The sequence below is a fragment of the Vibrio sp. JZG10 genome, from assembly GCF_054064075.1.
The window spans coordinates 106,654-121,764 of the sequence record NZ_JBSUGE010000002.1 but is presented as its reverse complement, the minus strand read 5'-3'; the positions used below and the strand labels follow the sequence as shown (position 1 = coordinate 121,764).

At 45.3% G+C, this 15,111-nt stretch carries 12 protein-coding genes; 3 read left to right on the top strand and 9 right to left on the bottom strand.

Annotated elements, in window-relative coordinates:
* Nucleotides 1-4 precede the first annotated feature (4 nt).
* From ACWYVB_RS03090 to ACWYVB_RS03050, 9 genes are all read right to left on the bottom strand, one after another.
* Nucleotides 5-841, bottom strand: a complete 837-nt coding sequence (locus ACWYVB_RS03090) for an ABC transporter ATP-binding protein (protein ID WP_457527927.1) — start codon at nt 839-841, stop codon at nt 5-7.
* Between the two features lie 11 nt (nt 842-852).
* Nucleotides 853-1,818 (bottom strand): ABC transporter permease, encoded by a 966-nt coding sequence (locus ACWYVB_RS03085; protein WP_005375889.1) that lies wholly within the window; start codon nt 1,816-1,818, stop codon nt 853-855.
* Nucleotides 1,819-1,898: 80 nt separating this feature from the next.
* A complete protein-coding gene (locus ACWYVB_RS03080) occupies nt 1,899-3,263 on the bottom strand; it encodes a CmpA/NrtA family ABC transporter substrate-binding protein (protein WP_457527924.1) in 1,365 nt (454 codons plus the stop codon).
* Nucleotides 3,264-3,528: 265 nt separating this feature from the next.
* Nucleotides 3,529-4,110, bottom strand: coding sequence for an ANTAR domain-containing response regulator (locus ACWYVB_RS03075; RefSeq protein ID WP_457527922.1), 582 nt, complete (start codon nt 4,108-4,110; stop codon nt 3,529-3,531).
* 73 nt (nt 4,111-4,183) lie between these two features.
* Complete coding sequence (locus ACWYVB_RS03070) at nt 4,184-5,101, bottom strand: dienelactone hydrolase family protein (protein ID WP_457527920.1); 918 nt, start codon at nt 5,099-5,101, stop codon at nt 4,184-4,186.
* Nucleotides 5,102-5,271: 170 nt separating this feature from the next.
* The gene (locus ACWYVB_RS03065; RefSeq protein WP_457527918.1) at nt 5,272-6,225 is read right to left on the bottom strand and encodes a glycosyl transferase family protein; all 954 of its coding nucleotides are present in this window, start codon (nt 6,223-6,225) and stop codon (nt 5,272-5,274) included.
* Nucleotides 6,222-7,127 carry a uroporphyrinogen-III C-methyltransferase gene (gene cobA, locus ACWYVB_RS03060; protein ID WP_457527916.1) on the bottom strand — a complete coding sequence of 302 codons (906 nt, stop codon included), beginning with the start codon at nt 7,125-7,127 and terminating at the stop codon, nt 6,222-6,224. The genes ACWYVB_RS03065 and cobA overlap by 4 nt, the downstream gene beginning before the upstream one ends.
* 20 nt (nt 7,128-7,147) lie before the next feature.
* On the bottom strand, nt 7,148-9,793 hold the full coding sequence (locus tag ACWYVB_RS03055) for a molybdopterin-dependent oxidoreductase (protein ID WP_457527914.1): 2,646 nt from the start codon (nt 9,791-9,793) through the stop codon (nt 7,148-7,150).
* 293 nt (nt 9,794-10,086) lie between these two features.
* Nucleotides 10,087-10,521: a GNAT family N-acetyltransferase gene (locus tag ACWYVB_RS03050; protein ID WP_005395641.1), complete on the bottom strand. Its 435-nt coding sequence runs from the start codon at nt 10,519-10,521 to the stop codon at nt 10,087-10,089.
* 381 nt (nt 10,522-10,902) lie between these two features.
* Here ACWYVB_RS03050 and ACWYVB_RS03045 point away from each other — a divergent pair, with 381 nt between their 5' ends.
* From ACWYVB_RS03045 to ACWYVB_RS03035, 3 genes are all read left to right on the top strand, one after another.
* A complete protein-coding gene (locus ACWYVB_RS03045) occupies nt 10,903-12,159 on the top strand; it encodes an aromatic amino acid transport family protein (RefSeq protein ID WP_457527912.1) in 1,257 nt (418 codons plus the stop codon).
* Nucleotides 12,160-12,775: 616 nt separating this feature from the next.
* Nucleotides 12,776-14,689, top strand: coding sequence for a tetratricopeptide repeat-containing diguanylate cyclase (locus tag ACWYVB_RS03040; protein WP_170902565.1), 1,914 nt, complete (start codon nt 12,776-12,778; stop codon nt 14,687-14,689).
* A 7-nt stretch (nt 14,690-14,696) separates the two neighbouring features.
* Nucleotides 14,697-15,038: a hypothetical protein gene (locus ACWYVB_RS03035; RefSeq protein ID WP_457527910.1), complete on the top strand. Its 342-nt coding sequence runs from the start codon at nt 14,697-14,699 to the stop codon at nt 15,036-15,038.
* The last annotated feature ends 73 nt before the right edge of the window (nt 15,039-15,111 follow it).

Genomic DNA, 15,111 nt, shown 5'->3' with positions numbered 1-15,111 from the left:
CTCCTTATGCCGTTTGCGCTGCGGTTTTGGGTTTGTCTTCTTTCGAAGCAGGAATCTCGACTTTGGATTGCTTCTCATAAAGGAACTTCAACACGGCTTGTCGACACTTCTGATAGTGCGCATCATCCGCCAGTGCGACACGCTCACGAGGGCGCGGTAGATTCACTTCTAACACTTCACCAATAGTTGCCGCCGGTCCATTGGTCATCATCACGATTTTGTCGGATAGCAACACCGCTTCATCCACATCGTGGGTAATCATGATGACGGTATTGTTTAGCTCGGCTTGAATCTTCATCAGTGCATCCTGCAAATGCGCACGAGTTAACGCATCCAACGCGCCAAATGGCTCATCCATCAGCAGAACCTTTGGTTGAAGTGCCAGTGCTCTGGCGATGCCGACTCGCTGCTTCATACCGCCCGAGATTTCGTCCGGCTTTTTGTGCGCGGCATGCTGCATTTGAATCAACTCCAAATAGTGATTCACTTGTTCCTGAATCCACGCTTTGCCCTTTTTGCCGGCAATTTGTTTTACTGCGAGCTCAACGTTTTGATACACAGTGAGCCAAGGTAATAATGAATGGTTTTGGAACACCACTGCGCGGTCGGGTCCCGGTCCAGCTACTTCTCGCCCATCGACGATCACGCCGCCGTCTGTTGGCATGTGTAGCCCTGCGACTAAGTTCAATACCGTTGATTTACCGCAGCCAGAGTGACCAATTAGGGATACAAACTCACCTTTATTGATTTGTAAATCGACGTTCTTAAGCGCGATGAACTCGCCATCTGGCGTTGGGAATCGCATCCCTAAACGCGTTAGATCTAATAATGCTTTTTCCATGATCGTTTCCCTTATCTCAACGCTTGTTGTTTATTCCAAGACAGCCACTTTTGAAGTTGCAGCATGCCTCTATCGAGCATCAAACCGATAAAACCAATGGTGATGACTGCCACCATAATGCGCCCCAATGATGCCGAGCTGCCGTTCTGGAATTCATCCCAAACGAACTTGCCTAACCCCGGGTTCTGAGCGAGCATTTCTGCCGCAATCAACACCATCCAAGCGATACCTAAAGAGAGACGTAAACCGGTGAAGATCATTGGAATGGCAGAAGGTAATACGATGGTGCGGATGTGCTGCCACCACGAAAGTTGAAGCACTTTACTCACGTTGATTAAGTCTTTATCAACGCTCGTTACACCCACTGCGGTATTAATCAGCGTCGGCCATAAGCTACACAGCGCCACTGTGATCAGTGAGTTGATGAACGACTTAGCAAACATCGGATCATCACTCACATAAGTGGCACTCACCACCATAGTGACGATAGGCAGCCAAGCCAAAGGTGATACGGGCTTGAGCAATTGAATGATTGGGTTGAACGCTTGATACAGTCCTTGATTCAGACCAAGCACGATACCAAGTGGAATCGCAATGACAGTCGCCAGCAAAAAGCCCGCAGTCACAGTCACTAAGCTTGTTATGATTTGATCGAAGAACGTCGGTTTACCTGTGTAAGGACGAATCTTCACTTCCGCGTCTGGATTCTTCGCTAACTTCGCAGCATTGCGCTTTTCCTGACGCTCGATAAACGCTTGTTCCTTTTCTCGCTCTTGCCAATGGTCATCGACAAGGTTGCTGAACTGCTGAAAAGTTTGCACAGGTCCCGGTAGCGTACCTAATGAAGTTTGCACTTCTCTCGCCGCTAAGTGCCACATTGCCAAAAAGATCAGCAAGCCAATGACGGGCAAAAGCACCAGCCGACTTCGGTTCACTACCTGCTTAGCAGGAAACAGGGAAATGACATTACTAGACATACTCACTCCTAAGAAATTTACATCCTTGTTATTGCGGGCAGACTCACCTGCCCGCTGTATTTTTTGTAGGACTGCTCATCCTAAACTTTGTCTTTTCCTTTAAGCCCGATAGAGAACTTCTCCAGATATTTATTTGGCTCGCGACCGTCATAAACGATGTTGTCGATAAAGTGTGTTTGTGGCGCACGAAAACCATCTTCAGCACTGAAATCTGGGAAGTCTTTTTTGCTCAACACACCATCTTCAATTAGCGCTTGAGCCGCTTGTTGGTAGATATCTGGACGGTAAACCTCTTTTGCCACATCCATGTACCAATCATCGGATTTCTCGCTTGAGATTTGTCCCCAACGGCGCATTTGGGTCAGGTACCAAATCGCATCGCTGTAATACGGATACGTGGCGTTATGACGGAAGAACACGTTGAAGTCTGGCACATCTCGTTTGTCGCCTTTCTCGTATTCAAACGTACCGGTCATTGAGTTGGCGATAACTTCGGCATCGGCTCCAACGTATTCGCTTTTTGATAGTATCTTCACTGCTTCTTGGCGGTTGGCATTGTCGTTTTCATCCAACCAATGTGCCGCTCGAATCAAGGCTTTCACTACGCGAATGTGTGTGTTTGGATACTTCTCAGCCCAAGCTTTGGAAACACCAAACACTTTCTCTGGGTTGTTCTTCCAGATCTCGTAATCGGTCACGACTGGCGTACCAATACCTTTGAATACGGCTTGTTGGTTCCATGGTTCGCCTACGCAGTACCCTTTGATCGTGCCCGCTTCCATTGTTGCTGGCATTTGTGGTGGCGGTGTAACACTCAAAAGAACGTCAGCATCCAACTGGCCACTGTTATCGCCTGAGTCTGGTGCGTAAAAGCCTGGATGAATCCCACCTGCCGCTAACCAGTATCGCAACTCATAGTTGTGCGTCGATACAGGGAACACCATACCCATGTTGAACGGTTTACCTTTATCCAGATAGCTGTCCACAACTGGTTTTAAGGCATCCGCTTTGATTGGGTGAACAGGTTTGCCATCTGGTTGTTTTGGAATGTATTGCTTCATCTGCTCCCAAGTATCATTGGAAACCGTGATTGCGTTGCCGTTCAAATCCATACTGAACGCGGTAATCACTTCTGCTTTTGTGCCGACACCAATCGTCGCGCCCAATGGTTGACCAGCAAGCATGTGAGCGCCAGCAAGCTCACCATCGATGACTCGGTCTAAGAGCACCTTCCAGTTTGCTTGCGCTTCTAAAGTGACGTACAAGCCTTCGTCTTCAAAAAAGCCTTTCTCATAAGCAACCGCCAGCGGTGCCATATCAGTTAACTTAATAAAACCAAACTTCAGGTCTTCAATTTCTGGCTCACCCAACTCTGCCTTTACGCTGACCGTGGTGAATACCGATAACGAAATTGCTGACACTTTCAGCATCGAACTCCATTTCATTGGTTTGCTCCCATAAAAAAAGCGCCACTACTCCGAAGAGCAGTAGCGCCGTTGCTAAGTCTACAATTACCGCCGGTGATAATTGAGATAAGCGATTCAACAATAAACCCGTTTTAACTAATCCAAGTACTGTGCCAACTTATTTTCTACTTTAAATACAGCACATTAGAGTCTACCCTCGTAACCAAGCAACTGTTTTTGCTTGCTGTTAGTGCAACACGCACCACGGTAGAATTTCTGCCATAACCCCAAAGTAGTAGAGAAGTTAATCCATTAACTGCAATGCCGTAATCAAATTCTTCGCCACTTGAGAGAGCGTTTGACTCGATTGCATGGCTGAGCTTCTGAGCGCTTTATAAGCCTGCTCTTCATCAACGCTGTGCATCTTCATCAGCAGACCCTTGGCTTTTTCCACCAGCTTGCGCTCTTCAATCTTGTGGGTCAGCGATTCAATTTCCGATTGCATACTTTCGAATTTCGCTCTCACTAATGTCGCATGTTCAATCCAAGGTTGAAGTGCAAACTCGCTATCGTTCGGCATGAGAACATAATCCATTTTTTCAGATAAGCGATTGATATCATTAGATGATAGTTGCTTCAGCACGATAAGGAGTGGTGCCGATTTTCTGCGACAGAAATCGACAATCAAACGCAGTTCCGCCGTCGGCTGCTGCCATCCAACAACAACGCGTGCCGACGGTTCTCGTTGCATTAACGTTTCTAGTTGTGCCAATTGGCAGCCGATGATGTTGTCGTAATCTTTGCTCAATAAGCCGGACAATCGAGCCTGCTCTTGGAGGCTATCACAGCACACTATGATGGGTGTTTTTGACGTTGATCGAGTCATGCACATTCCTTGTTTATATCTCACTCACTAAGAGAGACATAACAAGGACTGTGCCAATTAAAGTTGAAGCGTTTTAACTAGAGGCGAGATGTTCTTTGAAGAAGCCTAGTGTGCGTTCCCACGCGAGCGCCGCTTCTTCTGGTGCGTAGCGTGCCGTTGAGTCGTTGTGGAAGCCATGATTGACGTTTTCATACATTAACGCCTGATATTGCGCATCGTTCGCGATCAATTGCTGCTCATAGGCAGGCCATGTGTCGTTAACACGCTTATCGAGCCCTGCGAAGTGAATCATCAACGGCCCTTTGACCTGCTTTTGGATCTCTTGCGCCGCTGGTGTTCCATAGAAAGGCACACCTGCATCGAGCTCTTCTGGCATTACCGCGGCAAGCATGTTGACAATGTATCCACCGAAGCAGAATCCAACCGCGCCCAATTTACCGTTTCCACCCTCGTATTGTTTGAGGAAGTTAGCGGCTGCAATAAAGTCTTGTTCGATCTTGGCTCTGTCCATCTCTTTCTGCATGGCGCGACCTTCATCGTCGTTCCCCGGATAGCCACCGAGTGGATAAAGCGCGTCAGGAGCAAAAGCAATAAAGCCATCTTTCGCGAGTCGCCTGGCGACATCTTTGATGTATGGGTTTAGACCTCGATTTTCATGAATCACCAACACTGTCGGCGATTTTAAGGTCTTCTTTTGTGGCACAACCAAATAGCCGCTACCTTCCCCATGTCCATTGGGCGAGGCAAAGGTTTCATAGGTTGCTTTGATCTCAGGATCATTAAAGGAAACTTGCTCTGCGAGTGCATAGTTTGGAGTCAGAGCATCAACCAGGGCCGTCATACTAAAACCTAAAACAGCGAGGCCACCAAGACGGTTGAGAAACTCTCGGCGAGAGATTTTGCCATGTGCGTATTCGTCATACCAATCGAAAGCTTCTTGTGGAATGGGATGTGACGCCTTGTTGTTAGAATTTGAGTGCTTTAGAACCATTATCCTTGTCCTCATTTCTTATCGAAAAGTAAACTCATCAGGCCTCACTGATGTTTGCCCCAACCAGCTGTGAGACACTTCAAGTGATAAATACATCACTGACAAGCTTACACAAACAATAGATAAAGGATTCCGATCCAACAACGTTTCACGGTTAGCTCGTCACAGGATTAACTGCCACAACAATAGTTTTCCCAATAAGTAAACGCACGTTCAAAGGCCTGTTCCCTATCGTGCACTTGAGCAAAGAGCACAACGGTCATCGTTGCCAACACCGTATTCGCCATTTGGTTCATGTCATCTTCTGACGTCCCAAACGGACAGTTCGTAGGCATTGGCACCTCAGACAGCATTTGCTCCGTCCAGTAGTGCGATGTCACGCCGCTTGTTTGGCTTAACCATACCGTTTGGCTTACTTTCGGGTTGTATTCTGATTCGCCCGATTGCCCTTTGAATGACACAACGGCGTGAGCGGTTTGACCGATTTCATATTCGACTTCTGCATGAAGTTGTTGGAAACCAGGATGGAAGCTACCACGAATACCAACCGTTGCTTGCCCCGGATTCAATGCTCGAACCACGGTATTAATCGGCGTTCTAAGCCTATAACGATTCTTCCAACCGATCATGGTTTCTGCTTGAGGAGCAAATGCACTGAGCGGTAGATACACGATGTTTTGTGTTTCTAACACACGCTTTGCGTCTTCTGCTGATTCCGCTTTCGTAATAGCAAATTTGCCGAGGTAATCTTCGGCGTGTAAACGACCAGATTGGCAGTCGTGATAGCCATGCATCAGCACTTTATGACCATTGTCGGCAAGGATCTTCGCTGCTAACAGGTGCCAAGGCTGACCTGCCGCTTCACGTTTGCCTGCGTAACATGGCCAGTCGATGTCTGCACCAATAGCAGGCATGCGGGATTGGAATGCTTTCACAAAGCCAGCGATTTCTTGTTGAGTCTCGTTTTGTACGCGGATCAGCATCAGCAGCATTGCCATTTGATCATCATCGCACTCTCCGTTTAGGTATTCATCCATAACTCGAAACGCTTGGTCAAAGTTCAGTGGTTTTCTACCACGTTCGCCACGACCGACTGTTCTGATACACTCCAAAATGCTGCTCATATTCCCTCGTATTCCGTCACTGACTGTACGGTTTCTATTAGTTGTTCGCGCAGTTTGACAACTTCTCCCATCACAATCAATGCTGGGCTCACGCCTTTAAGTGTAATCGATAACTCATTGAGCTGATTGAGTTGTGTAACGTGCACTTGTTGTTGAGGGCTGCAACCATGAGTGATGATCGCGACTGGGAAATCTTCTCTCAAACCGGAGTTGGTTAACCCCATTTGTATTTGCGATGACTTTTCTAACCCCATATAGAAGACTAACGTTTGTCCGCTTTGCATCAGTTGGCTCCAAGCCTCAAATGCGCCCGTAACCACTTGTCCCGTAACAAAGGTAACGCTGCGAGAAATTCCGCGATGAGTCAGCGGAATCAAGCTGTTTGCTGAACATCCAATCGCAGCAGTAATACCGGGGATGACTTCGTAAGCGATAGAGTGCTTGACGAGCGCTAACGCCTCTTCGCCTCCACGACCAAATACAAAAGGATCTCCCCCTTTTAAGCGCACAACTCGCTTTCCTTGCTGAGCGAGCGACACCAACAAATCACAGATTTCTTCCTGACCAATACTAGGTTGTCCGCATCGTTTGCCCACGTAAATCCAATCGGCTTGTGGCGAGGCCAACTCCAAAATATCTTTGTTTACCAGACGGTCGTACAACAGCACCTCTGCCGACATAATCGCTTTCACTGCCTTCACGGTTAACAAGTCTGGGTCGTGCGGTCCTGCTCCGACAATAGAGACAAAACCTTTGTGGTTCGCATCTAGATCTTCGGAGTGATTTTCTAAAAGTTGGTTCAGTTTGCTTGCTTGGTCATGCTTAGAAAAGCGAGACGAGCGTTCTTGACTCTGGTCCGCTTGTCCTTTCTTAAACCAAGACTTTTGATAAGGCGCTTCCATGTGCTTATCCTCTTTATGACTTACTTTATTTGAATCGCCAGACTTTGCTGGTTCGCTTGCAGTTTGCCCTTTTGATGCAGATGGCTGTCGAGCATTTGTTTGATTTGAGAAACGCACGAACCACAGTTGGTACCGCATTTGAGTTTGTTTTGAAGTTGGGTCAGTGAAGTGCAGTCTTGTTTCTCCATCGTGTCATGTATCTGTTTATCAGTAACACGGAAACAACTACAGACCAGTTTGGCACTGCTTTGCGATTGAGTGATGGTAAGCAGTTGCGATAGCTCCATCGGCTTGCCAATCAAGCCGGTAAAGTTGGTGTAGTCGGTTTGAATCGGTTCACTAGACACCACCAAAACAGAGCGAATGATACGAACGTCTCCAACAAGGTCGTAATCCACCGCTAGCCAACCCTGGGCAATATCTATCGTAATTCTGCGGCTCTTTTCTGTTCGACAAAAACTCTGCTTCTTTGGGCGTTTATCGTGTGCAAAGCGCCAGATGCCCAAATTACTTTCTGCTTGAAATGCGCTGTAGAGAAACTTGCCGGAATCAAACTGTGTACCGATGAACATACCGTAGGTTTTTACCGCCGCGTCTTGCACTTCAACATAAGACGACTTAAACGCAGGCTGCCCAGAAATAGGGTCTTTTGCGCTGTTTACTATCGCGTTAACACTGCTTTCACCGCCATATCGACCCGCCCAGTGCATTGACATAAACAGCTCTTGAAAATCCAAACCTTCATCAATGGCCACTTTGGCATAAATACTGGTGTTTGAAGTGGGCTGGAATAGCTTGGTGAGTTGTCCTGCTTTTAAGCGATTTTGAGTAGAAGAGAGTGTGCTCATGTACACGGTTGGTTCTAACTCAGACGCGGCAAGGTGTGCGATATGACCTGTGCGCGTCATGGTATGCCATTGGTCGCGTTGCCTGCCCGTATTGAGCCACCAGCCTTTTGTTCTCTCTAAACGCGTCGGAGATTCACTGGTCACGACAAAACGCGCTTTACCATCTGGGTGCGAATAGACGCCATCAGCAAAAGGACGCTCTCCTCCCCATTGTGTTGGCACCCACTCTTCGTATTCTTGCTCGGTTAAGTTCGCGTATTGTGATAGGTCGAGCTTCAATGGCGAATCTGCATTCATGCCTGTCATCGCCGCATATTCCCTGAAGACTGCTCGCTCAGAACTAAACGCAAAGCCATTTCGTGTATTTTCCAATGTACACAGAGCTTGTCCGACTTGGCTTATCGCCCACCAATCTGGTTTTACTTCACCAGGTGGTATTTGAAACTGACGTTGACGAGACATTCTACGTTCAGAGTTAGTCACCATGCCTTGCTTTTCACCCCAACCAGCCGCTGGCAATAAAACATCTGCATATTTAGCAACGTCCGACTCCGCGGTAATATCAGACACAATCACAAAAGGACAAGCCTCTAACGCGCGCTTAACCATCTGATTATCAGGCAAAGAAACCACGGGATTGGTTGCCATGATCCACAGAACTTTAATCTCACCACGTTCTACCGCCTCAAACAGCTCGACGGCTTTTAATCCAGGCTTAGTGGCAATTTCGGGTGAATCCCAAAACGCTTGGACTTGCTTTATAGAGTCTGCGTCAAAAGCGCGATGAACCGCTAGTTGGTTTGCCAAACCACCGACTTCTCGCCCACCCATCGCATTCGGCTGACCTGTAATAGAAAACGGCCCACAACCTGACTTAGCAATTTTACCTGTCGCCAAGTGTGCATTAATGATTGCATTGCCTTTATCGACACCATTTTCGGCTTGGTTAACCCCTTGGCAAAACAGCGTGATTGCGGTTGGGCTTTGTGCGAACCATTGGAAGAATGTCGTGAGTTTTTCTTCTGAAATACCAATGGAAGACGTTAAATTAGTGACATCGTAACGCAAATCAAAAACTTCTTCTGCAAGCGCATCAAACCCGTCGGTATGGGAATTTATGTATTCAGAATCAATACATTGCTGCTCGATAAGAAACTTGAGCAGCCCATTAAAAAGTGACACATCCCCATCGTTTTTAATCGGTAGATGCAAATCCGCTTGCTGCGCTGTGACCGTTTCACGCGGGTCAATGACCACCAGCTTGAGGTTAGGATTGTTTTCTCTCGCTTGTTGAATACGTCGAAATAGAACAGGGTGCGTCCAAGCGGTATTCGCACCGCAAATGATCAATAGTTCAGTATTATCAATGTCGTCGTAATTGACTGGAACGACATCTTCGCCAAATGCGCGCACGTGAGCAGCAACCGCAGAAGACATGCATAAACGGGAATTGGTATCGATGTTCGCGCTACCCACATAACCTTTCATGAGTTTGTTGGCGACGTAATAGTCTTCCGTCAACAACTGGCCTGACACGTACATAGCGACGGAATCCGGTCCAAACTCTGCTTTCGCTTGATGGATCTCTTGTGCAATTAAGTCTGTGATCACCTGCCATGATACTTCTTTTTCCCTTAGCTTGGGGTAGAGCAATCTTGAAGGCATTTGTAAGCTTTCTGCTAATGCGACACCCTTTACACACAGTGAACCGGAATTGGCCGGATGAAGCGCATCTCCAATAATCTTGTTATTGCTGATTTCAATTCCGCAGCCTACTCCGCAATACGGACAAGTTGTCTTTCTACACCCTTGTGACATAACGCCTCCTGCGCGACTAATCCTAAATTACAGGCAAAAAAAAAGCCTCTCCCGAATCGAGAGAGGCAGCAATGCCTTTAACGCTGTTAGTACATTTTCAAAAGTAATACCCTATCCCGCTCTCGCCTGCTATAGAGAGCGGCGCATCGAGTTAACGATGAACATTTATCTCAAAGCAAACGAGGTGCCAAGATTGAAAATCATTAATTTACAAAACGTTAGAATGTAAACAACTATTGCAAAGTAATACCGCGCACTAATTGAGTGCAAGTTTCGTTCATTATCGTGCAGGGTTACTTTACTAATTCCATGACCAATCTAGACTCTTCGTCACCGAAATAATGCGCTTCTTCTTTTAATACTTTGAAGCCAAGGGAGAGGTACAAAGACAATGCAGGCTGATTATTCGGATCGACCGTCAACTTCACACTTGAGCCCAACTTTAACGGCGCGATGGCACTTTCAATCAGAGAACGCGCAATACCCTTACCACGATGTTGAGTATCGACAGCCAGTGACATGATCCAATATTGCTGCGCATTTGTGCTCGTCGTCAGCAAAATATATCCTGCGACTTGCTCCCCCTCTTTCGCCACTAGTAAGCTTTCCCCCCAACAATCAAAAGCTTGTCGAAAGAAAAATTGAGGATAGGCATGTTCTCCAAACAAAGTATTTTCAAGCGTATACACAGCCAATAAGTCGTCTTTATGTGCAGACAGAATGTCCATTCAATGATTCCTCCTTTAACATTTGTGGCGGCAGTATATACCTAAAGCTCATCTAAATGCAGGACTCATAGACCTGCCACTTGCTAGCCCTACAATATGCACCATGGCTCATTAAGTAAGAGCAAGCTTCTTTAGCATATACATCCATGATTAAGTTTTAACCACGAAATCAAAAACCACCCATTAGTAAAAATTTAAAATATAACACCAATTTACTGCTTAGATATCAGATTAAAATTCTAGTTTTTAAAAAAATTCATAGTTTGATAAGTTACAACCACCCCTTATCTTCAGCATGATTCACCACACTTCCGATGTGATAACAAACACCAAAACCTATACCATTCTCCGCATTATTATTTTTATAAAAGCGAGTTTTAAGTGAAAGAATCTCGAAATGCGTTAAATTCCAGTGAATTAAACACAACAACATCTTGGTCAAAACACGATACACATTGGGTCCTTAGTCTGTTTGGAACAGCCGTTGGTGCAGGCATTCTATTTCTGCCGATCAACCTTGGTATTGGCGGGTTTTGGCCGTTAGTCGCAATGGCTGTGCTTGCTTTCCCAATGACTTATCTTGCCCACCGTGGTTTAGCTCGCTTTGTACTGTCTTCCAAGATCAAAAATGCAGACTTTACTGATGTAGTAGAAGAGCACTTTGGCGCAAAAGCGGGTCGCTCTATTTCACTGCTGTATTTTCTTTCGATCTTCCCGATCCTGTTAATTTACGGTGTCGGTATTACCAATACCGTAGACAGTTTTATGGTTAACCAAGCTGATATGGCTTCTTTGCCTCGCCCTCTGCTTTCAGGTGCACTAGTGTTTGCATTAATTGCCATTATGATGGCGGGCGAAAAAGTCATGCTACGGGCTTTTGCCATTATGGTTTACCCATTAGTGGCTATTCTTGCCTTTCTTTCATTTTACTTGATACCAAACTGGACCATGCCAATCATGGACGCCCCTGAAGCGTCTGCTTTTGCTAGCACTATGTGGTTAGCGGTTCCTGTGGTTATTTTCTCGTTTAGTCACGCAGCTGCGATTTCAAGCTTTGCAAATGTGCAACGTCGCCATTATGGCGATCAAGCGGATGCGAAATCCGAAGTAATTCTTCGACGCACTAGCATCATGTTAATTGCGTTTGTGCTTATTTTTGTCTTTTCGTGTGTATTAGCGCTGTCACCAGAGCAATTGGCTCAAGCTAAAGAACAAAACGTGTCGGTGCTGTCTTATTTAGCCAATGCAACAGACAACCCATTTATCGCAACGCTTGGTCCTTTGGTGGCTTTTGTTGCTATCACTTCCTCTTTTCTTGGGCACTTTTTAGGTGCACGCGAAAGCTTAAATGGTTTAATTACCAAACACTCTAAACTGTCTGAAAAGCGGGTTGATCTTATCAGCGTTGCAGTACTTTTCTTTTCAATCTGGGCAGCAGCGATCATGAACCCAAGCATTCTTGGTATGATGGAAGCGTTGTCAGGGCCTGTTATCGCGATGATCTTATTTATTATGCCAATGTTAGCGGTATACAAAATCGATGCATTGAAACAATATCGTGGAAATGGCTCAACTTACTTTGTTTTAACTGCGGGCATTGTAGCGGTAAGTGCATTGATTTTTAGCTTCTTCAGCTAAAAAGTAGTTATTAGGTTGGATTTTCAGGGGAATACCTTATACGAGATTAAGGTGATTCCCTGAATTTTCTTACTCTTAAGCGGGTAACCATCGTTACCATTGACTCTTAAATAAGAGCAAAAACGCCCGCAATCATAAGTACTGAAGCGATACAAGTGCGGCCAATAATACCGAAGTGTGAAGGTTGAATCATTTCATTATGCATAGTTAATCTCCTGTTTATTATAAAAGCCATTTTTTATTGGCTTAATAACACTATGTCTAATATCGAGCTTTTTAACAACCCATACAAACATTAAATATTTATGACAGAAAGATAATTTTTTAGCGAACCAGCCATCTTTCGAGATGCGAATCGCACCGACTAAATGATGAAACTTACACCACTAACAATGTTCGACACACTAGATTCGTCGTACTGTTTACCTTGTCGTTAAATCAATCTTTCCACTTTTGAACAGATTTATCATTATAAATCATAACATTAGCCTCACCTTTCGCGAAACTTTCTTCACAAGCCGTTTGTAACTCGGAATCCATCCGCACTTAGCCAATAAGAAGTGATAGACTTACCTAGTATTAGGGTTAAACGAGATCACATTTTATTAATAAGCTCATGCACTTTCCGATTAAAACGCTAACTTGCGCGCTGTTCTCAGTACTTGGATTCTTCTTCCATCCAACCCATGTACTTGCCAACACAGAAAAACAGAGCTACCTGGAAGAACACATTTCTCCTCAAAGCAGCTCCATGCTCAATCTCTATTTTCGTTCAATGGGTAAGCCGCGCTCAATTGAAGAAGATGAATTAGTTGCGCCACAGAATGCGTCAGCGGAATCTCTTGCGCTTTATTACTTTGCGCGCCTATACCTAAAGCGCTACGAAGGCGTTCCGCTGCCCAAAGATATGCCTGATTTAATTGAGTTTGGGAAAGCGCATCATTTACCATGGGTAGTCGCTGAAGCACAGCTGAATAAAGCGGTAACCATGATTGAACTAGACGACAATTGGAATGCAGAACTTGTACTCCATGACATCATCGCTGAAGCTCGCGATCTCGGCTATTTAGCGCTAGAAGGAAGAGCATATCGCTGGCTAGGGAACTTAGAGGTTTCACGGAATCAACTACGTAGCGGACTCAAGTATTACCGAACCGCCTATGAGTTGTTAGAGAGAACCGTATTTGAAATGCAAGTTGCCATGACGCTGAATAATATCGGTACCGTCTATATCGATGCATCCGATTGGGCTCGCGCCAGTAGCTACCTTACGCAAGCACTCGATACCTATTTAAACAGCAAATATCAATATGACAACAGCCTTTTCATTGGGGTTATCTACGCAAACTTAAGTATTGTTCACTTAAGCAGTGGAGATAGCGAAAAGGCAGAATACTATTTTAATGAAGCAATCCGGCTCTCAATGCAAACGGGGTCAGACGTCATCAAACACTATTCATTATCCAGCTTCTCACAAATGTTAAGTTCGATAGGGAAAATTGATGAAGCGTTGATGGTTGCACAGCGTTGCGTAGCTCTCCCTATCACGGGAAACGTAGAGGCGAAGAAAATGCCTTGTTATGAAGCATATGCAGAAGCATACCTCGCAGATGAACAATACGATAAAGCTATTTCGACAGCTATCAACGTACTTGAGCAAACTAAATCAACCGATGAGCTAGAAATACGACAGCGCATTGATATGCTGTCGGTCCTAGTAAACGCGAATCAAACCCTTAATAATTTTGAAGCTGCTTTTCGTTACTTAACTCAATTAAGAGAGCTAGAAGCTGAATTTTCTCATCATATCCACGGCGAAGAGATGATTAACATTAAGTTTGACCTCGAAGCTAAGTTAGCTCAGAAAGAACTCAAGCTACTAGAAACGAAAAATGCGTTGCAAGCCTCAGAGCTGCGCTCACAACGCTATAGAGAAATGTTCTACTTTATCGCTATCGCAGCGATTGGGGTCGTTGGCTTTCGTTACGTACTGCGCGTTAGGCGTATTAATAAGGCACTCACTCAAGAAAATACTACCGATCCATTAACTCAATTGCACAACCGTCGCTACCTTCCAATTTGGCTGGATAAAATGGCTCGTAGAAGCCCAGATAGAACGTTTGCCTTAGCCGTATTAGATATCGATCATTTTAAAACGTTTAACGATGAATATGGGCATGATATTGGCGACAAGATGTTAATTCATATTGCCAGGTTATTTAATGAATCGACTCGCTCTGGGGACCTACTCATCCGTTGGGGTGGAGAGGAGTTTGTCTTATTATTTGAAGTAAACAGAACTGAAGATTGCGCTAAATTCTTGGATCGATTGAGATATATCGTGGAAAACACGCCACTAGTGGTTGACTCTAAGTCATTAAACGCGACAATTTCTCTCGGGGCTGTCGACAGACTGTCCGTAAAAACTATTCAACAAGAATGGGATCAATGGTTTTTCTTCGCAGATCAAGCTTTGTATGACGCAAAGCAAGCAGGAAGAAATCGCTTCGTTATTCACCCGACGTCATAAGAGCAAAATGAAAAAAATCCTAACCATCGCTATTTTTGCGCCTGCACTTCTCACTGCGTGTAGTAACCATCAAGCCTCTCAACTGGGAATGCGCAGCAGCAGTGTTAACGTATATGCCCAACAAATGAGTAACACTCAGTTGTGCGAGACTCTCTACTACAACCGTGCAACCAACCAAACCAAAGTTGCGATTGGCGCTGAGTTTAACCGACGTGGTTTAAACAAGAAGTGGTGTGATAATGAGTTCAATAAGCTATACATCAAAAAGTGGATTGATAACGTGCTACCCAAAGAAAAGGCCAAACCGAAGAAACCAATGGCGACAATTCAACCCGCTTCAACTAAATAATCCTTCCTCTCAAAGCAGACAGTACGACCGTATTTTCTGCTTTTTACTTTTCATGCGTGCGCTATTCGACATT

What these genes read in the sequence shown, in the direction of transcription:
- ACWYVB_RS03035 (WP_457527910.1), top strand. Translation starts at nt 14,697, where the DNA reads ATGAAAAAAATCCTAACCATCGCTATTTTTGCGCCTGCACTTCTCACT.
- ACWYVB_RS03085 (WP_005375889.1), bottom strand. Translation starts at nt 1,818, where the DNA reads ATGTCTAGTAATGTCATTTCCCTGTTTCCTGCTAAGCAGGTAGTGAAC.
- ACWYVB_RS03065 (WP_457527918.1), bottom strand. Translation starts at nt 6,225, where the DNA reads ATGAGCAGCATTTTGGAGTGTATCAGAACAGTCGGTCGTGGCGAACGT.
- ACWYVB_RS03070 (WP_457527920.1), bottom strand. Translation starts at nt 5,101, where the DNA reads ATGGTTCTAAAGCACTCAAATTCTAACAACAAGGCGTCACATCCCATT.
- cobA (WP_457527916.1), bottom strand. Translation starts at nt 7,127, where the DNA reads ATGGAAGCGCCTTATCAAAAGTCTTGGTTTAAGAAAGGACAAGCGGAC.
- ACWYVB_RS03055 (WP_457527914.1), bottom strand. Translation starts at nt 9,793, where the DNA reads ATGTCACAAGGGTGTAGAAAGACAACTTGTCCGTATTGCGGAGTAGGC.
- ACWYVB_RS03050 (WP_005395641.1), bottom strand. Translation starts at nt 10,521, where the DNA reads ATGGACATTCTGTCTGCACATAAAGACGACTTATTGGCTGTGTATACG.
- ACWYVB_RS03075 (WP_457527922.1), bottom strand. Translation starts at nt 4,110, where the DNA reads ATGACTCGATCAACGTCAAAAACACCCATCATAGTGTGCTGTGATAGC.
- ACWYVB_RS03040 (WP_170902565.1), top strand. Translation starts at nt 12,776, where the DNA reads ATGCACTTTCCGATTAAAACGCTAACTTGCGCGCTGTTCTCAGTACTT.
- ACWYVB_RS03080 (WP_457527924.1), bottom strand. Translation starts at nt 3,263, where the DNA reads ATGAAATGGAGTTCGATGCTGAAAGTGTCAGCAATTTCGTTATCGGTA.
- ACWYVB_RS03090 (WP_457527927.1), bottom strand. Translation starts at nt 841, where the DNA reads ATGGAAAAAGCATTATTAGATCTAACGCGTTTAGGGATGCGATTCCCA.